Annotated in this window: 14 protein-coding genes; 9 read left to right on the top strand and 5 right to left on the bottom strand. The window is 73.6% G+C overall.

What is annotated here, in order from left to right:
• Positions 1–12: 12 nt before the first annotated feature.
• From HA039_RS32365 to HA039_RS32355, 3 genes are read right to left on the bottom strand one after another with little or no spacing between them, the layout of a single operon-like run.
• Positions 13–1,170, bottom strand: coding sequence for an aminotransferase class I/II-fold pyridoxal phosphate-dependent enzyme (locus HA039_RS32365; protein WP_167035427.1), 1,158 nt, complete (start codon positions 1,168–1,170; stop codon positions 13–15).
• Entirely contained in the window at positions 1,167–1,814 is a 648-nt protein-coding gene (locus HA039_RS32360) for a helix-turn-helix transcriptional regulator (RefSeq protein ID WP_167035425.1), read from the bottom strand. The genes HA039_RS32365 and HA039_RS32360 overlap by 4 nt, the downstream gene beginning before the upstream one ends.
• Before the next feature lie 50 nt (positions 1,815–1,864).
• Entirely contained in the window at positions 1,865–3,904 is a 2,040-nt protein-coding gene (locus tag HA039_RS32355) for an ATP-binding SpoIIE family protein phosphatase (protein WP_243869904.1), read from the bottom strand.
• A gap of 194 nt (positions 3,905–4,098) precedes the next feature.
• Between HA039_RS32355 and HA039_RS32350 the strand changes: the two genes are divergently transcribed.
• The 4 genes from HA039_RS32350 (at position 4,099) to HA039_RS32335 (ending at position 8,134) form a co-directional block, all read left to right on the top strand.
• Positions 4,099–4,815: a GntR family transcriptional regulator gene (locus HA039_RS32350; protein ID WP_167035421.1), complete on the top strand. Its 717-nt coding sequence runs from the start codon at positions 4,099–4,101 to the stop codon at positions 4,813–4,815.
• 80 nt (positions 4,816–4,895) lie between these two features.
• The gene (locus HA039_RS32345; protein WP_243869901.1) at positions 4,896–6,284 is read left to right on the top strand and encodes an MFS transporter; all 1,389 of its coding nucleotides are present in this window, start codon (positions 4,896–4,898) and stop codon (positions 6,282–6,284) included.
• Positions 6,285–6,419: 135 nt separating this feature from the next.
• Positions 6,420–7,781, top strand: a complete 1,362-nt coding sequence (locus tag HA039_RS32340; RefSeq protein ID WP_167035419.1) for an acyclic terpene utilization AtuA family protein — start codon at positions 6,420–6,422, stop codon at positions 7,779–7,781.
• Between the two features lie 5 nt (positions 7,782–7,786).
• A complete protein-coding gene (locus tag HA039_RS32335) occupies positions 7,787–8,134 on the top strand; it encodes a DUF4387 domain-containing protein (RefSeq protein WP_167035417.1) in 348 nt (115 codons plus the stop codon).
• Here HA039_RS32335 and HA039_RS32330 read toward each other — a convergent pair.
• Positions 8,121–9,287, bottom strand: coding sequence for a PQQ-binding-like beta-propeller repeat protein (locus tag HA039_RS32330; RefSeq protein WP_167035415.1), 1,167 nt, complete (start codon positions 9,285–9,287; stop codon positions 8,121–8,123). The genes HA039_RS32335 and HA039_RS32330 overlap by 14 nt on opposite strands.
• Positions 9,288–9,380: 93 nt before the next feature.
• The gene (locus HA039_RS32325) at positions 9,381–10,982 is read right to left on the bottom strand and encodes an MFS transporter (protein WP_167035413.1); all 1,602 of its coding nucleotides are present in this window, start codon (positions 10,980–10,982) and stop codon (positions 9,381–9,383) included.
• Between the two features lie 162 nt (positions 10,983–11,144).
• Here HA039_RS32325 and HA039_RS32320 point away from each other — a divergent pair, with 162 nt between their 5' ends.
• The 5 genes from HA039_RS32320 to HA039_RS32300 all read left to right on the top strand — a co-directional run bounded on the left by HA039_RS32320 (position 11,145) and on the right by HA039_RS32300 (position 17,751).
• Entirely contained in the window at positions 11,145–11,816 is a 672-nt protein-coding gene (locus HA039_RS32320) for a TetR/AcrR family transcriptional regulator (protein ID WP_167035411.1), read from the top strand.
• Between the two features lie 216 nt (positions 11,817–12,032).
• Entirely contained in the window at positions 12,033–14,558 is a 2,526-nt protein-coding gene (locus tag HA039_RS32315) for a SpoIIE family protein phosphatase (RefSeq protein ID WP_167035409.1), read from the top strand.
• A 76-nt stretch (positions 14,559–14,634) separates the two neighbouring features.
• On the top strand, positions 14,635–15,747 hold the full coding sequence (locus tag HA039_RS32310; protein ID WP_167035408.1) for a sugar ABC transporter substrate-binding protein: 1,113 nt from the start codon (positions 14,635–14,637) through the stop codon (positions 15,745–15,747).
• Positions 15,748–15,763: 16 nt separating this feature from the next.
• The gene (locus HA039_RS32305; protein ID WP_243869898.1) at positions 15,764–16,555 is read left to right on the top strand and encodes an ATP-binding cassette domain-containing protein; all 792 of its coding nucleotides are present in this window, start codon (positions 15,764–15,766) and stop codon (positions 16,553–16,555) included.
• Positions 16,552–17,751, top strand: a complete 1,200-nt coding sequence (locus HA039_RS32300; protein WP_167037959.1) for a sugar ABC transporter permease — start codon at positions 16,552–16,554, stop codon at positions 17,749–17,751. The genes HA039_RS32305 and HA039_RS32300 overlap by 4 nt, the downstream gene beginning before the upstream one ends.
• Positions 17,752–17,755: the final 4 nt, after the last annotated feature.

The raw sequence follows: 17,755 nt of genomic DNA, 5'->3' as shown, positions 1-17,755 counted from the left end.
ACGACGGAAGGCTCAGCGGCGCTCGCGCAGCCACGCCGAGAAGGCGGCGAGCGCCGGTTCCGGGTCGGCGCGGCCGACGCCGACCCGGAAGCGGTCCGTCGGCGTGGGCGTGAGCGCGGAGCGGTAGATGCTCGCGGGCAGCAGCAGGACTCCGGCCTCCTCGACGAGGCGGGCGCAGAACTCCTCGACGCCGTCCGCTCCCCGGTAGCGGGGGTACGCCACGCAACCGCCGTCGGGGGCCCGCCACTCGAAGAGGTCGGGGAACTCGGCGAAGAACGCGTCGAACAACGGCAGGTTGGCGTCGATGACCGCGCGGTTGCGCGCCAGGATGGGCGTGCTCGCCTTGATCGCGATCCGGGCGAGGATCTCGGCGGGGGCGGAGTTGCAGATGGTGGTGTAGTGCTTGGCCCGCTCCAGGCGGGAGCGCACCTCCCGGTCGCGGCAGGCGATCCAGCCGATCCGCAGGCCGGGCAGGCCGAGGGACTTCGAGGTGACGTTGAGGGACAGGGCGCGTTCCGAGAGGTCCGCCGCCTGCGGCAGCCTGCGGGTCCCGTCACGTTCCAGGCCCCGGTAGACCTCGTCGCTGAACAGGTGGATGCCCCGTTCGTCGCACAGTTCCGCGAGCCGGGCGAAGTCGGCGGCGTCGACGACCTTCCCCGTGGGGTTGTTGGGGAAGTTGACGGAGACCACCTTGGTCCGGGGGCGGATCGCGGCCACCACCCGGTCGAGGTCCAGGGCCCAGTCCCGCTCCGGGTCCAGGGCCACCCCGGTGACCTCGCACAGCGACAGGGGTACGGTCTCGGCGGCCTGGTAGTTCGGGGTGACGACCACGGCGTGGTCGCCCGGCCCGAGCAGCGCGTGCATGGCCAGGTAGAGGCCTTCCTCCGCGCCGGCGAAACAGATCACGTCGTCGGGGCCGGCCTGCGTGTAGGTGTCCGCGATCGCCCGGCGCAGGCCGGGATCGCCGAACGTCTCGGTGTAGCCGAGGGACAGCGTCTCCCAGGCGTGCCGGTCCTCGTCGTCCGCCAGCTCCAGCAGGTCGGCCATCCGCATCGTCTGCGCGTCGGAGGCGGTCAGGTGGTGGCGGGCGGTGAACTCCCAGCGGGAGAAGTACGTTTCGAGCCGGAAGTCGGGCAGGAAGTGGGGCAGGACGGCGGGCGGGCGGGTCATGGGCGGGTGGTCCTCTGCGCTCGGTGCTCGGCGAGCAGGGAGTAGACGGTCGAACGGGATGTCCTGAGGGTGTCGGCGACCACGGGGACGGCGCGGCGCACCGCGAAGATGCCGTCCGCGTCGAGCTCGCCGACCAGCGCGAGGCGGTCCTCGCGGGCGAGCCGCTCGACGGGGCGGCCCCGGGCGCGGACGAACGTACCGACGGTGTGCCGCAGGCGCTCGGTCCAGTCCTGCTCGAACAGCGGCTCGGGGCGCGGCGTCACGGCGGCGCCGAACCCGGCGAGGAGGGCGGCGGCGCCCTCCAGCGGTGTCCGGTCGAGGTTGACGCAGAGCACGGCGGACGGCTCGCCCTCCGGGTCCCGCAGGACGGCGCTGACGGAGGACAGGCGGCGGCCGTCGGCCAGCAGTTTCCCGTACGGTCCGAAGACATCGCGGGCGGCGGGGTCGAGCCGCTCCAGCTCCCCCAGGAGCGAGGGGCTGCCCGGTCCCCGGTCCGTCATCGGGTTCCAGACGCCCAGCACCACGTCCTCCGGGACGTCGTGCAGCACGACCTCGGCGTAGGGTCCGAGCAGCAGGGCCACCGCGTGGCACACGGGTGACCACATGCGTACCCGGGGGTCGGTCTCGTCCGCCGTCACATCCATGGGCCGGACTGTAATTCCAGGTCGGACAAAATGTCCAGGCGCCGGCCGTCTCAGAGCGGGATCTCGGCCCAGATCGTCTTGCCCGCCCGCGTGTAGCGCGTCCCCCAGCGCTCAGTCAGCTGGGCAATGATGAAGAGCCCCCGGCCGTTCTCCTCGTCGCTGCGGGCCCGGCGCAGGTGCGGGGAGACGCTGCTGCGGTCGGACACCTCGCAGATCACCCCGTCCTCCCGGATCAGGCGCAGCTGGATCGGGCCGCTCCCGTACCGGATGGCGTTGGTGACCAGTTCGCTGACGACCAGCTCGATCGTGAAGGCGGCGTCGGCCAGCCCCCAGGTCTCCAGCTGGCCCGTGGCGAACTCCCGGGCGCCGCCCACGGCGCGGGGATCGGCCGGCACGTCCCAGGTGGCGACCTGGCCGGCGCCCAGGGCGTGGGTACGGGCGAGGAGGAGCGCGATGTCGTCCGCCGGGCCGCCGTCCAGCATCGCCGCGAGCACGGCCTCGCAGGTGGCGTCGAGCGAGGCGCGCGGGGCCGCCAGGGCGGACCTGAGGGCGTCGCGGGGGTCGCGGCCGTCGTCGCGCCGGGGCGCCGACAGGAGGCCGTTCGTGAAGAGGGCGAGCAGGCTGCCCTCCGGGATCCGTACCTCGGTGGCCTCGAACGGCAGTCCCCCCACGCCCAGCGGCGGCCCCTCGGGGACGTCGACGAACGCGGCGCCGCCGTCGGGGAGCACCAGCACCGGCGCCGGGTGTCCGGCGCGGGCGAGGGTGCAGGTGAGGGCGACGGGGTCGTAGACCGCGTACAGGCACGTGGCGCCCGTCGCCCCGGCCGTGTCGCCCTCGTCGCCCTCGTCGGACTCGGCGCGCAGGGGGCCGAGGACGTCGTCCAGATGGGTGAGGAGTTCGTCGGGAGACAGGTCCATGTCGGCGAGGGTCCGTACCGCGGACCGCAGGCGGCCCATGGTGGCCGAGGCCTGGAGGCCGTGCCCGAGGACGTCCCCCACGACCAGCCCGACCCGCGAGCCGGAGAGCCGGATGACGTCGAACCAGTCGCCGCCCATCTCCGACACGGAGCCGGCGGGCAGGTAGCGGCTCGCGGTCTCGACGGCGGCCAGCTCGGGCAGCCGTTTCGGGAGCAGGCTCTGCTGGAGCTTGAGCGAGGTCCGGTGCTCGCGGCTGTAGCGGCGGGCGTTGTCGACACAGACCGCCGCCCTCGCCCCGATCTCCTCGGCCAGCAGCAGGTCGTCGTCGTCGAACGGCTCCGCCCGCGCGTCCCGTACGAACACGGCCAGGCCCAGGGTGACCCCCCGCGCCCGCAGCGGTACGGCGATGCCCGAGGCGGCGTGGTGCCGGTGGGCCCGCGCCGCGGGACCGGTCGCCGGGCCCGGCCAGCCGGCCGCCCCGCTCCCGCCGTCGATGCGGGCCCGGGTCGCCCGGCCGAGCGCGAGGGAGCGCCCGGGCACCGAGTCGGGCGGGTACGCGTGCAGCCCGCCGGGCTCCCCCGCCGTTTCCGGCCCCCGGCCCCCCGCCGCGCCGCGGGCCACTCTCCGCAGGGTGATCGGACCGGACGCGGGCAAGGGAGGGGGTTCGTCGCCGTGCAGGACGGTGTCGAAGAGGTCCACGACGGCGAGGTCGGCGAAGCGGGGGACGGCCACGTCGGCCAGTTCCTGCGCGGTACGGGCGGTGTCGAGCGTCGAGCCGACCCGTACGCCCGCGTCGGTGAGCAGCGTCAGCCGGTCCCGGGCGAACATGAGCCGGGTGATCCGCTCCTCCCGCTCCAGCCGGATCCGGCACACCACCACGCTGATCGCGGTCGCCGCGGTCACCAGGGTGATGGTCACGATCCGCTGCACGGCCGGCAGGTGCGCGGAGACGCCCCCGTACACGACGAGGATGCCGACCATGGTCGCGCCGCAGATGACGAGGGTCTGCCGGAACGACAGCAGCGCGCTCGCCACGAGCGGGGCGAGCACGGAGAACCCGCCCAGCCGGATCACACCGTCGTGCGAGGTCGGGACCTGGGCGAAGGACAGCAGCGCGACGAACACGAGCAGGACGACGAACACGCCCATCTTGCCGCGGCGAACAGAGGACACCCAGACCCACCTCCCGGGCGGGACACGTGGTGCCGTCATGCCCTTGATCAACGGTAACGCGTGCGGACAAACACGGCGATGCCACCGCAAGCCGGGACCGGCCGCGTCGCGGCCCGCCACCGGCGCAACGTCCCGGAAAACAACTCGCAACGAGCCTATTGACTGTTTGCTATAGCGCCCCCACTCTTGCCTTCATGAGCAAGGACACCCTCGGAACCGTGGAGACGACGTCCCTGGCCGACCAGGCCTACCGGCGTCTGCGTGACGGCATCCGGGAGGGCGCGCTGCGGCCCGGCGAGAAGATCACCGAACGCGATCTCGCCGCCCGCCTGGGGGTGAGCCCCACCCCCGTCCGCGAGGCCCTGCGCCAGCTCGTCCACGAACGGGTCGTCGAACGGGTCGGCCCCCGGGCGCTGCGGGTCGCCGAGCACTCCGCCGCCGCGCGCGCCGAGATCGTGGAGGCGGAGGTCAGGCTGTCCGCCCTCATGGCCCGCCTGGCCGCCCGCAACGCCACCGAGTCGCAGCTCGCCGGACTGACCGGGCTGCTGGACGGGACCGACGCGCTGGTCGACGACATCGAGCGGACCCTCGCCGAGCGGGGGCCCGACGCGGTGGCGGCCGAACTGCTCGTCACCGTCTTCCGCCGGCTGCGGCAGTTCCACCACCAGGTCGAGGCCGCCGCCGGGAACTCCGTACTGGAAGGCCTGCTGGCGCAGGCGCGCGCCTTCAGCGACGACGAGCGGCTCGACCTCACCGTCCGGCTCGCCCCCGACCGCGCCGAGGCGTTCCGCCGCAGGTACCGCGAGCACCGGGCGCTGCTCGACGCGCTCCTGGACCGGGACGAGGAGCGCGCCGAGCTGCTCGCCTCGCACCACCACGGGGAAGCGCTGCTCCAGCTGTCCGGCGGCTGATCCCCGCCTCTCTCGCCGCCGCTCGGGACGTGACGCCCGACGGACCTCACTTTTGCTATAGCATATGGCAAGGAGCCGCCATGATGCCCCACGACGCGCCGCCGCCCTCCCCCGGCGTGGTCGCTCCCCCGACCGCGAAGCCACCGTCCGCCGTCGAGCCGCCCCCGGCCGACGGGCCACCCACGGCGCCCGGCCGGATGCACGGCGGGACGGTCCTCTGGGTCACCCTCGCGGTGTTCGCCCAGGAGTCGGTGTGGAACTTCTACGACGCCCAGGTTCCCGCCCAACTGCGCCACTTCGTGACCTCCGCCGGCCTGGTGGGCCTGTTCATGGGCCTGGACAACGTCCTGGGCGTCTTCATCCAGCCCTGGATGGGCTACCTCTCCGACCGGCACGCGCGCGGGCGGCGCGGCCGGTGGCCGATCATCCTGGCCGGCGCGTCGCTGGCCGCCGTACCGTTCGCGCTCATCCCCCGGGCGGGCAGCCTGCCCGCGCTCCTCGCGTGCGTGGTCGGCTTCGCCGCGATCGCCAACGCGTTCAAGGGGGTCACCGAGACCCTGGTCTCCGACTACGTGGCGCCCGGCGACCGCAGCAAGGCGCAGGGGTACGTCAAGGCCGGGGTCAGCCTGACCATCGTCGTCTCGTCCCTGATCAGCCTGCTGGTCATCGACCGGAGCACGACCCTGGCCTTCGCGATCCCGCCGTTCCTGATGCTGGTCATGCTGGGCCTGTCCTGGACGTTCCTCGGCCGCCACCACACGAAGACCGTCCTGCCCGGCGGGGCGGGAGGCGCGCCGGGCGCCGGGCCGGACGTCGCGGCGGCGGAGATCCCCTCCCCGTGGGCGGTCGTCAAGGACCTGGTCCGCGCCCCCACCGGCGCCAGGGCCCTCCTGATGCTCGGCATCTTCTGCTTCGCCGGGATGTGGTCGGCCCTGCGCTCCCTGCTGACCCCGTACGGCACCGAGGTCCTGGGGCTGTCCCGCGGTGAGGCCGGGGGGCTGGCGCTGCCCGGCGCGATCGCCTTCCTCTGCGCCGTCGTCCCGCTCGCGTACGTCTCCGGCCGGCTGGGCCAGATCCGGGCGATCCGGTACGGCGTCGGGCTGTTCGTCGTCGGCCTGCTGATCGGGTTCCCCGCGCCCACGCCCGCCGCCACGGTGGTCTCCATGGCGGTGGCCTCGATCGGGTACGCCGTCTTCGCGGTCAACGCGCTGGTCGCCCTGTGGAGCCTGGCGCCCGACAGCCGGGTCCTGGGGACCTACACGGGCATGTACACCGTCGCCTCCGCCTCCGGCATGGCGTTCGGCCCCGCGCTGCTCGGGGTCACCGTCGACCTGACGGACTGGCGCTACATGCTCCTGAACGCGGCGGTCCTCGGCGCCGTCACCTTCGCGGTCTTCACCCTCCTGGCGCGGCGGAACGCGGGCGGGGTTGCGGCCGGCGGAGACGTGCCGGCCGGCTCCCCCGGATGAGCCCGGCCGGGCACCGTCCCGGCGCCGGCCTCACCCCAGCCGCACCTCACATCCGCCGCACCTCACGCCCGCCGCGCCACACGCGGTTCACGGGTCACTGCTCACCCGATCACGCACAGAAGGACTCACACCTCCATGGAATTCCGCATCCTCGCCCCCACCGGCGCCCTCGGCGCCGGGTTCGACGCCGACGCGTTCCGGCGGGGCGTCGACGCCGGGCCGCACGTGATCGCGTGCGACGCCGGGTCGACCGACAGCGGCCCCTCGGCGCTCGGTTCCGGCGTCCCGAAGCTCTCCTCCCAGGCCGTCTCGCGCGACCTGCGGCTCCTGCTCACGGCCCGGGACGAACTCGGCGTGCCGCTCGTCATCGGCTCCTGCGGCACCAGCGGCCGTGACGTCGGCGTCGACGGGGTGGCCGCTCTCGTACGGACGATCGCGGCGGCCGAGGGGCTCCACCTCAAGCTGGGCCTGATCTACGCCGACCAGGACCCCGCCCGGCTCCGAGCGCTTCACGACGCGGGCCGCATCCGCCCCCTCGCGAACGCGCCGGCCATCGACCGCGACCTGTTCGCCCGGGGGCACACCGTCGCGATGATGGGCGTGGAACCCATCCAGGCGGCCCTGCGCGACGGCTGCGACGTCATCCTGGCCGGGCGCGCGAGCGACACCGCGCTCTTCGCCGCCGTACCGCATCTGTACGGCGCCGACCCGGGGCTGACCTGGCACATGGCCAAGACCGTCGAGTGCGGCGCCGCCTGCGCCGTCCCACCCTCGGCCAACGGGCTCCTGGTCCACCTGCGCGACGACCACTTCGACGTGACGACCCTCGCCGAGGGCTCCCGGCTCACCCCGCGCTCGGTGGCCGCGCACACGCTGTACGAGAACGCGGACCCGTTCCATGTCGTGGAGCCGTCCGGCACGCTCGACACGACGGACGCCACCTACGAGGCGGTGGACGAGCGGACCGTACGGGTGCGTGGTGCCCGCTACGTGGAGGCCGACGGCTACACCAACAAGCTCGAAGGCGCCGAACTCGTCGGGTACCAGACCGTCATCGTCGGCGGGGTCCGTGACCGGGTGGTCATCGAACGCCTCCCCGGCCTGCTGCCGTTCGCGAAGAAGTACTTCGAGGCGAAGATCCTCGACGTGTTCGGCGGGGAGATCGACCCGGGGACCGTCGACATCGACTACCGCCTCTACGGCGCGGGAGCCGTGCTCGCCGGCGCGGAGCCCGCCGCCCCGCTCCCCCGGGAGCTGGGCGTCCTCATCACGGTCACCGCCCCGGAGCAGTCGACCGCGCACGCCGTCGCGACCTTCGTGGCGCACGCCAGCAGCCATCTGCCCATCCCCGAGTACGACGGGCTGGTCAGCACGCTCGCCTACCCGTACTCGCCGCCGGAGACCGACCGGGGCGCGCTGTACCGCTTCACCCTCAACCACGTCGCGACGGGCGTGACCCCCACGGAACTCTTCCGCACCGTCACCGAGGAGCTGTGACACCGATGGCCACCCTGCTCGACTACTGCTCCCTGGTCCGCTCGAAGAACGCGGGCCCGTTCACCCTCACGTTCGACTTCATGTGCCACGACCGGCGGACGTACGACGCCCTGGTCGGTACGGGGGTGCTCGACGCCGCCCTGTTCTCGGCCCTGTTCGGGACCGACGAGGACGACGTCATGGTCGTGAACCACCCGTCGGCGCTGGCCGTCAAGGTGTCCCTCCCCCGGCCGGTGGTCCAGGGCGACCTGCGGGACAGCGACCACTACGGGGGCCAGCAGTACGCCCCGCTCCTGGAGCTCGAACTGCCCGCGCTGCCTGAGCTGCCTGGACTGCCCACTAAGGAGCGGTGACCGAGCGGAGTCCGGGGCCCGTCCGCGCCTGGACGACGAGGTGGGTGCCGTACGCCACCAGCAGCGGGGATCTGCGGCCGGCTGCCTCGGGGTACGCCGGGGAGCGGCGGGGCGCGTCGGCGCCCGTGGCGTACGGGCCCTTGCGGGGGTCGACGGAGACCAGCCGTCCCCCGGCGATCCAGACCGCCCGGGTTCCGGCGAGGACGACGGTGTCGTTCCCGTCGCCGTCCTCGGGTCCCTCGGTCCGCCAGAGGGTCTTCCCGGTCGTGAGGTCCAGGGCGATCCAGCGGCCGGTGGAGGGGTCCTCGGCGTTGACCGTGCGCAGGACCAGGACACCGTCGGGGGAGATCACGCCGCCGGACGGTTTGTCGTCCGGCCGCCACAGCGTCCTGGTGAACCGAAGTGTGGCGGGGTCGACCCGTACGAGGGGCGGGAAGGTGTCCCCGGCCGCGGTGCGCTCCTCCGTACAGACCAGTCGGCCCGGGGCGCTGATCAGGGACGGACAGGGGTGGGCGGGGTCGGACGCGGCGACCACCTCGCCGGTCCGTCCGTCCCGGGCGACGGCGCGGCCGCCGACCTCGAAGGTGATCACCCGGCCGCCCCGCGCGAACGGCGTGATCGTGGTGGTGTCCCGCTGCCAGAGGAGCTTTCCGTCGGAGGCGCGGTAGGCGAGCAGCGTCTGCGGATCGGTGTAGGCCGGGCCGTGCGCGACCGCGTAGACCCTGCCGTCCGACACGGCGGGCGGGCCGAACGCGCGTCCCGCGGGGAGCGTCCTCGTCCACGCGGCCCGGCCGTCGGCCAGGTCGGCGGCGCGGAGGGTGCGCCCGCCGGCGGAGACGGCGCGGTCCCCGTCGACGGCGGCCCCGGTGTTCCTGCCCCTGCCCTTGCCGGCCCCCACGCTCCACACGACCTCGCCGGTCGAGGCGGACCGGGCGACGACGCCGGCCGGGGCCGCCGGACAGACCAACAGCCGCTCGGTGGGCAGGCAGCGGCCCGCCGGTTCGGGACCGGTGGCCCGGACCGCCCAGGTCCGCCATCCGGCGGGAGCGCCGGGCCCGGCCTTCGCCGACGCCCCGCCGCACCCGGCGGCGAGCACGAGCAGCAGGACCCCCGCCACCCGGGACACCATCCACCGCGCCCTCACCGCGCCCATGCCCGCCCCCCGCGTCGATCGTCTGCCGGGCACAGTACCGGCGCGGCGCGCGGGGCGGGTTCCGAGGTCCGCCCGGTCCGCCGGGCGGACCCCTCAGGCGACCGGCGTCTTGGCGGGATCGGCCGGGACCGCCGCGTCACGCCGTGCCGGGTGGGAGCGGCCCGGCAGGAGGGCCAGCACGATCATCGTCCCGGCGGCCATGATGATGCCGCCTACGAGGCTCGTGGCCGCGACGGCGTCGGAGAACGCGGAGTGCGCCGCCGAGACGAGGGCCTGCGCCTGCGCCGGGGTGGCCTGCGGGTCGTGGGCGAGCCGCTCGGCGACCGCGAGGGCTCCGCCGATGGAGTCGCGCGCGGCGTCGAGGGGGGCCTGGGGAAGTGCCGTGCCCACGGCGTCCGTCAGGTTGTCACGGTACGAAGTCGCCAGCAGGGAGCCGAGGATGGCGATGCCCAGCGAGCCGCCGAGTTCGAGGGCGGTGTCGTTGACGCCTCCGCCGACGCCCAGTTCGTTCTCCGGGAAGGACCCCATGATGGTGTCGGTGCAGGGCGCGACGCTCAGCCCGACGGCGAAGCCCAGCAGGATGAACGGCGCGAGGAAGTCGCCGTACGTCGAGCCCGCGTCGATACGGGTCAGGAGCAGGACGGCGACCGTGCCGACGGCCATCCCGGTGACCACCATCGTCCGCATGCCGAGCACGGGCGTCAGACGCCCCGTCACGGCGGCGGCGACGCACACGCCCGCGGCGAGCGGGAGCATCCTGACCCCGGTTTCGAGGGGGCTGTAGCCCAGGACGAACTGGAGGTGCTGGGTGATGTAGTAGATGGCGCCGAAGGTGCCGAGGAAGAACATCAGGACCGCGATCGTGGAGCCGCTGAACGCGCGGTCCCGGAACTTGCGGACGTCGAGCACCGGGTGCGGATGGCGCAGTTCCCACACCACGAAGCCGGCGATGCCCAGTCCGGCGACGACGGCCGCGGCGACCGGGCCGGCGCCCCACCCGAAGTGCGGCCCCTCGATGATGGCGTACACCAGGGACCCGATGGCGACGATGGACAGCAGGCCGCCGACGACGTCGATCCGGCCCAGGTCGCGGGCGCGGGACGGGGGGACCAGCACGAAGGCGCCGACGATCGCGGCCAGGGCGATCGGCACGTTGATGAGGAAGGTCGAGCCCCAGGCGTGGTGCTCCAGCAGCCATCCCGCGATGAGCGGCCCGAAGGCGACGCCGAGACCGGAGGTGGCCGTCCAGGCGGTGATCGCCCGGGCCCGTTCCTCGCGCGGGAAGGTCGCCACGAGGAGGGACAGGGTCGCCGGCATGATCACCGCGGCTCCGACCCCCATGACGGCCCGGGCCGCGACGACGGCCCCCGCGGAGTGGGCCAGACTGCCCGCCACGGCGCCGGCCGCGAAGAGCGCCAGGCCCGCCACGAGCGCGCCGCGGCGGCTGTACTTGTCGCCTATCGCGCCCAGGAGCAGCATCAGCGCCGCGTAGGGGACGGTGTACGCGTCGATGACCCACTGGAGCCCGCTGCTGTCCAGGCCGAGGTCCCGGGTCATGTCGGGCGCGGCCACGATGAGCGCGGTGTTGGCCATCACGATGATCAGCAGACTCAGGCACAGCACCAGGAGCGCCCACCACCGCTTGGCGTAGGGGGTGTGCATCCGGTCGACCGGGGTCGAGGCGAGGAGGGGCATGGCGGCTTCCTTCGTGGACCGACGACTCTTATTTGCTCAACGATGTGCACGTTAGCTTTTTGCTCACCGGCGTGCAAATAAGTGGCGTCCCGCCCTCCTCACCGCCCCGCCCGCCGCGGACGATTGCCACCCCTGCCCACCGATGTGCAGAATGGATCTCCCATGACGCCACCCACCGCGCCCGAGCCCCGACGCAGCAACGCCCGTGCGAACCGGGCCCGCATCCTGGCCGTCGCCCAGGTCGAGCTGAGCCGCAATCCCGACGCGACCCTGGAGGACGTGGCCCGGGCGACCGGCGTCGTCCGCCGGACCGTCTTCGGGCACTTCCCCGGGCGCCCCGCGCTCCTGGAGGCGGTGGCGCAGGAGGTGTCGCAGGTGCTGGGCGAGGCGGTGCGGACCTCCGTGTCGCCGGACGACCCGCCGGAGCGGGCGCTCGCCCGCTTCGTCCTGGGCATCTGGCCCGTGGGCGACCGCTACCGGATGCTGATCGGGCTGGCCCGCCGCGACCTGGGCCACGAGCGGGTCTCCGAACTGCTCGCCCCCGCCCGCGAGAAGGTCACGAGCATCCTGGAGCGCGGCCAGGCCCTCGGCGCGATCCCCGCGCACGTACCGCCGCGTGTCCTCAGCGCGGCCCTGGAGGCCATGGCCCTCTCGCTGATCGAGAGCGTCGGGGCGGAGGCCTGGCACGACGACGGGACGGCGACGGCGACGGCCACGCTGATCGCGGCGGGCGTGCCCGCCCGGCGCGCGGAGGCCGAGGTGCACGACCTCGCGGCGCTGCTGAGCCGTACGGGCAAGGCCGCCGGCGCCCCGGAGAGCGCGGAAACGGGCTGATCCCCGCCCCGGAACGGCACGTCCCGGGCGCCCGTACGGACACCCCGTCGTGTCGTGGTGATGGCGCTCACGCGGGACAGCGGCAAAACTGGGTGGTACCCGGCACGCCGGTGCCCGGGCCGTACGGACGAGGAGGACGTTCCCGTACCGGCGGCGCCGCCGGGCTGGCTCCCCGTTTGCCGTGAGTGGATGATGGGACGTAGGTGATACAGCGGAATGTCCGGTGATGGTGGCACCGAGGTCGAAGTCCCGAGGCTGTGGGCGGACCCGGCAGGCGGGGCTGACGGCGGTCTGCCGCCGGGCGGGGGCGAGGAGGCCGTCGCCGGGCAGGTGCTCGCGTTCGCCGGGGCGGCCCTGGTCGCCGTCTACGTGCTCGACGAAGGAGGCCGCTCCCTCCGGCTGGCCCAGGCCTCCGGGCGGCTGCGCGAGCGGATCCCGCTCCCCGACGTGTACGCCCTGTCGAGCAGGTCACCGGTCACCGACGCGTACTGCACCGGCCACCCCCTGTGGCTCGGCCCCGCCGAACTGGGCTCCTACGGCGAGACGGGACAGCGGCCCCTCCCGGTCGACATCTCGCTCGGCGCGCTGCCCTGGCGGCTGGGCTGCCTGCTCGTGGTCGACGACGCCGAGGCCGGCTTCGACGCCGAGCGGCGCGATTTCCTGGAGGTGTACGCGGACCAGGTGGCCGCCCGCCTGGAGGCCCACGGGGAGCCGGGCAGTGTCCTGACCGTCGGCCGCCCGCCGCCCGTCCTGCCCGCCACCGCGTCCGACCCGCTGCGCGTCGGGAAGTTCAGCCTGGTCCTGAGCACCGGGCGGATCGACGCGGACGCGCGGGTCCTCGAACTGGTCGACATGGCGCCGGACCGCTTCGACGGCCGGGTGGAGACCTTCCTCGCCCACTGCGTCCCCGACGACCTGCCCGCGCTCATGTCCCTGGTGGAACCGGGCAAGGTCACCTCCGGCAGCCGGGAGCTGGAGTTCCGCGTCCGCCGGACGAACGGCGAACTGCGCTGGCTCCAGATGCGCTGCCGGGTGCTGGCCGACCACACGGGCCGACCCGACCGGGTGGTGGGCGTGGTCGCCGACGCCCACGCGCTGCGGCGCGGCGCCGACGAGGTCTCCCGGGTGCAGCGGCTCGCCGCGGCGCTGGCCGACGCGATGAGCGTGCGGGACGTGGGACGGGTGATGGTCTCCGCGCTGCGCGGTCCGCTGGGCGCCGACCGGGTGGCGTTCGCCGAGATCGAGTCCGACCGGCTGGTCGTCCTCGCGCTCGATCCGCCGGAACCCTCCGCGTGGCCGGACGCCTGGCAGTCGGAGTGGCGCTCCGAATGGCCCGACCTGCCGATCCGGGCCCTGCCCACCCTGGCCGGCACCCTGCGCGAGGGCCGGGTCAGCCTGTGGCCGGAAGGGCCCGCGAGCGGGGACGGGCTCGCGGACGTCGGTCCCGGCGGGCTGGCCGTCCTGCCGCTGCCCGCCGAGGGGCGGGTGGTCGGCGCCTGCCTGGTGGGCTGGGACGCACCGCACGAGTTCCGCCCCGAGGAGCGCTCCCTGCTCACCGCGACGGCCGGCCTGGTGGGACAGGCCCTCAAGCGGGCCCGTGCCTTCGACGCCGAGCACGAACTCGCCACCACGCTCCAGCGCAGCCTGCTGCCCCGCAGGCTCCCGGCGCTGGCCGGCGGGGTGGCCGTCGCCCGCTACCTCCCCGCGATGGCGGGACTCGCGGTGGGCGGCGACTGGTACGACGTCATCCCGCTCTCCGAGGGACGGGTCGCCCTGGTCATCGGGGACGTGCAGGGACACAGCGCCGCCGCCGCGACGATCATGGGCCAGATGCGTACGGCGATCAGGGCGTACGCGGTCGAGGGCCACCCCCCGGACGTGGTCGTCTCGCACGCCAACCGGCTGCTCGTCGGCATGGAGACCGACCTCTTCGCCACCTGCTGCTACGTCGAGCTGGACATGGAGGAGGGCGACGCCTGGTTCGTCCGGGCGGGGCACCTTCCGCCGCTGCTGCGTCACCCGGACGGCTCCACCGAGGAACTGACGACCGAGGGCGGGCCCCCGCTGGGGGTCCTCGCGGACGCGGAGTTCCCCATGACCACGCTGGGGCTGGCCCCCGGCACGGTCCTCGCCCTGCTGACCGACGGCCTGGTCGAGTCCCAGATCCTCCACCTGGAGGACGGCATGCGGCGGATGTGCGAGGTGCTGCGCTCCACCGACACGTCCGACCCCGGCCGGATGGCCGACACGATGCTCGGGGGCGGGGGGCGGCGGGACGACGACGTGGCGCTGCTCCTGATGCGCTACGACGGGATGAAGGTACGGCCCGTCCGGGCGAGCTGGACGGTGTGGCGCCTGCCGGACGCGGTGATGCACGCGCGGCGTTTCACCGCGCGGACCCTGCGCGCCTGGGGCCTGGCGGAGGAGGCCGACGTCGTACTCCTCATCGTCTCGGAGATGGTCACCAACGCCCTCGTGCACACCCAGGGTTCGGTGCGTCTCGACCTCGCGCTGGCCGCGGACCGGCTGCGGGTCGCCGTGACCGACGGCTCCCCTCGGGCGCCCGCGAAACCGGTGATCGTGGACTGGGAGTCCACCGGCGGGCGCGGCATCCTGCTGGTCGAGGCGATGTCGGCGGCCTGGGGCTCGGTGCCGGTGAGCGGCGGCAAGCAGGTGTGGAGTGAAATCCCGGTGCCGCCACGCGAGGCGTCCGGTCCGGACGCGGGGCCCGTGGCAGGGTAGGCCGCGTCCGACCTGCCCGTACCGCCTCCGGTCCCGGGTCAGGGGGCGCCGTCGAACGGGCGAGGAGGAACTCCGAGTGTTCCGGACCGCAGCACGTACCGGGCTCCGTCGCGGCACCGTCACCCTCGCCGTCTCCGTGGTGGCCGCCGGCCTCGCCCTGAACGCGTGCGGCGACGGCGGCGGGAGCGGTTCGGGCGGCGGCGGTCTGACGATCGGGCTGCTGCTCCCGGACAGTCGCGCCGCGCGCTGGGAGAAATTCGACCGGCCGCTGATCGAGCGCCGGGTCAGGGAACTGTGCGACGACTGCCGGGTGCGGTACGGCAACGCCCGGGGGGACGTGGCTGCCCAGCAGCAGCAGGTGGACTCGATGATCACCCAGGGGGTCGACGCGCTGATCCTCGGGCCCGTCGACGCCAAGGCGCTGACCTCCTCGGTCGAGGAGGTGCGGGCGGCGGACATCCCGGTCGTCTCGTACGACCGGCTCACCAACGGCCCGATCTCCGGGTTCGTGTCCTTCGACGGCGAGCAGGTCGGCAGGCTCCAGGGCACCGCCCTGCTCAAGGCCCTCGGCCCGGACGCGGCCCGCCGGCAGATCGTGATGATGAACGGCGACCCGTCCGCGGACCCCAACGCCAACCTGTTCAAGCGCGGCGCCCTGTCCGTCCTGCGCGGCAAGGTGCGGATCGGCAAGTCGTACGACACCGAGGGCTGGAAGCCGGAGATCGCCAACAGCAACATGTCGGGTGCCATCGCGTCCCTCGGCGCCGATCACATCAACGGCGTGTACGCCGCCAACGACGGACTGGCCGCCGGGGTCATCGCGTCCCTCAGGGCGAACGTGGTCCGGCCGCTGCCGCCCGTCACCGGGCAGGACGCCGAACTGTCCGCCGTGCAGCGCATCGTCGTGGGCGACCAGTACATGACGGTCTACAAGCCCTTCGCGCCCGAGGCGTCGGCCGCCGCCGAGATGGCCCTCACCCTGGGCCGGGGCGAGAAGCTCGGCAAGCAGGCCCCCGACCGGGTCGACAGCCCCACGACCAGGAACGTCCCGGCCGTCCTGCTGGACGGGATCACGGTGACCGTCGGCAACATCAGGAGCACCGTCGTCAAGGACGGCATGTACACGATTGGCCAGATCTGCTCCCCGAGGTTCGCGTCGGCGTGCGGAAGGGCCGGACTCACCACGTGACGGGCCGAGGAGGGAGGTGGTGACCGTGACCCCCGCGCCCCTGCTGGCCGTGCGAGGCGTCTCCAAGCGCTACGGCGCCGTCCAGGCACTCACGGACGTCGAGCTGGAGGTCCGGGCCGGTGAGGTCGTCGCGCTGATGGGCGACAACGGCGCCGGCAAGTCCACGCTCGTGAAGGTGATCGCGGGGATCGACCCCGCGGACACCGGGGTCATCGAGTGGGAGGGGCGGCCGGTACGGATCAGGCGCCCCCACGACGCCAAGGACCTGGGCATCGCGGCCGTCTACCAGGACCTCGCGCTCTGCGACAACCTCGACATCGTCGGGAACCTGTTCCTCGGCCGGGAGATCAGCAGGTGGGGCATCCTCGACGAGGTCGAGATGGAACGCCGTACCCGCGAACTGCTGGACACGACGCTGCCCCTGAACGTCCCCCACGTGCGGCAGCGGGTGGCCTCGCTGTCCGGGGGCGAGCGGCGGACCGTGGCCCTCACCCGCTCGCTGCTGGGCTCGCCGCGGATGCTCCTGCTGGACGAGCCGACCGCCGCGCTCGGCATCCAGCAGACCGTGCGGGTCCTCGACCTGGTCGAGCGGCTGCGGGACCAGGGCCTCGGGGTGCTGATCATCAGTCACAACATGGGCGACATCAAGGCCGTGGCCGACCGGGTGGCGGTCCTGCACCTCGGCCGCAACAACGGGTACTTCGACGTGGGCACCACCTCCCAGGAGCAGATCCTCGCGTCGATGACCGGGGCGACGAGCAGCTCCGTGACACATCGCCCGCCGGGCGTGGGGAGGGACGAGTCCTGAGTACGTTGGTCTCGACCCTCACCCGCGTCGCGAAGGCGTTCGGCCGCCGGCTCGGCAGCGGGGAGCTGGGCTCGGTCCCGGCGGTGGCCGGGCTCGTCGTGATCTGGATCGTGTTCCAGAGCCTCAACTCCCGCTTCCTGTCCCCCCGCAACCTGTCCAACCTGAGCGTGGACGTCGTCGGCACCGGACTGATCGCGGTCGGCCTCGTGTTCGTCCTGCTGATCGGGGACATCGACCTGTCGGCCGCGTCGGTCAGCGGGCTCGCGGCGGCCGTGTTCGCGGTGCAGAACGTGCTCCACGGCGTGCCCGAGGCGCCGGCGATCATCGTCGCCGTGCTCGCCGGGACGGCCGTGGGCGCGTTCCAGGGGTACATCGTGGCGCGGCTGGGCGTGCCCGCGTTCGTCGTCACGCTCGCCGGGCTGCTGGGCTGGAGCGGCCTCATGCTCTACATCCTGGGCACGAGCGCCACGATCAACCTCGACGACCAGAGCTTCGTCGCCCAGCTGACCGGCTACTACTTCCACGACGACGGCGTGGCGTACGGGCTGGCGGCGTTCGGTACCGCCGCGTTCTTCCTGGTGTCCTGGCGGGACAGGCGGCGCCGGAAGGACGCCGGGATGCCCTACAAGCCGCTCGGGGAGACCGGGGTGCGCACGGCGGTGGTGGCGGTCATCTCGTTCTGCGCGGCGCACATCCTCAACCGGTTCCAGGGCATGCCGCTCGCGCTGCTCGTCTTCCTGGTGGTGATCGCGGCGCTGGACATCCTCCTGCGCAGGACGCCGTACGGACGGAAGGTGTACGCGATCGGCGGGGGCATCGAGGCCACCCGGCGCACCGGGGTGCGGGTGGTGTGGGTGCGCGTGTCGGTGTTCATGGTGTCCGGGACGCTGGCGGCGGTCGGCGGCCTGTTCCTGGCCTCCCGGATCACCGCCGCGAACCAGACGTCGGGTTCCGTGATGCTGCTGATGAACGCGATCGCGGCGGCGGTCGTCGGGGGCGCCAGCCTGTACGGCGGACGCGGGACGACCTGGTCGGCGCTGCTCGGGATCCTGGTCATCCAGTCGATCGCCTCGGGCATGGCGCTGCTGGGCATCCAGTCGGCCGTACAGCTGATGATCACCGGGGGTGTGCTGCTGGCCGCGGTGGTCATCGACTCGCTGTCGCGGCAGTCGCAACAGGCGCACGGCAGGGCCTGATCCG

The organism is Streptomyces liangshanensis (assembly GCF_011694815.1).
GTDB lineage: Bacteria > Actinomycetota > Actinomycetes > Streptomycetales > Streptomycetaceae > Streptomyces > Streptomyces liangshanensis.
This window is presented reverse-complemented; position numbering and strand designations above follow the sequence as displayed.

Coding starts and splice junctions, on each gene's coding strand:
- HA039_RS32350 (WP_167035421.1), top strand. CDS start 4,099: ATGAGCAAGGACACCCTCGGAACCGTGGAGACGACGTCCCTGGCCGAC.
- HA039_RS32335 (WP_167035417.1), top strand. CDS start 7,787: ATGGCCACCCTGCTCGACTACTGCTCCCTGGTCCGCTCGAAGAACGCG.
- HA039_RS32345 (WP_243869901.1), top strand. CDS start 4,896: ATGATGCCCCACGACGCGCCGCCGCCCTCCCCCGGCGTGGTCGCTCCC.
- HA039_RS32365 (WP_167035427.1), bottom strand. CDS start 1,170: ATGACCCGCCCGCCCGCCGTCCTGCCCCACTTCCTGCCCGACTTCCGG.
- HA039_RS32330 (WP_167035415.1), bottom strand. CDS start 9,287: ATGGGCGCGGTGAGGGCGCGGTGGATGGTGTCCCGGGTGGCGGGGGTC.
- HA039_RS32340 (WP_167035419.1), top strand. CDS start 6,420: ATGGAATTCCGCATCCTCGCCCCCACCGGCGCCCTCGGCGCCGGGTTC.
- HA039_RS32360 (WP_167035425.1), bottom strand. CDS start 1,814: ATGGATGTGACGGCGGACGAGACCGACCCCCGGGTACGCATGTGGTCA.
- HA039_RS32315 (WP_167035409.1), top strand. CDS start 12,033: ATGTCCGGTGATGGTGGCACCGAGGTCGAAGTCCCGAGGCTGTGGGCG.
- HA039_RS32325 (WP_167035413.1), bottom strand. CDS start 10,982: ATGCCCCTCCTCGCCTCGACCCCGGTCGACCGGATGCACACCCCCTAC.
- HA039_RS32320 (WP_167035411.1), top strand. CDS start 11,145: ATGACGCCACCCACCGCGCCCGAGCCCCGACGCAGCAACGCCCGTGCG.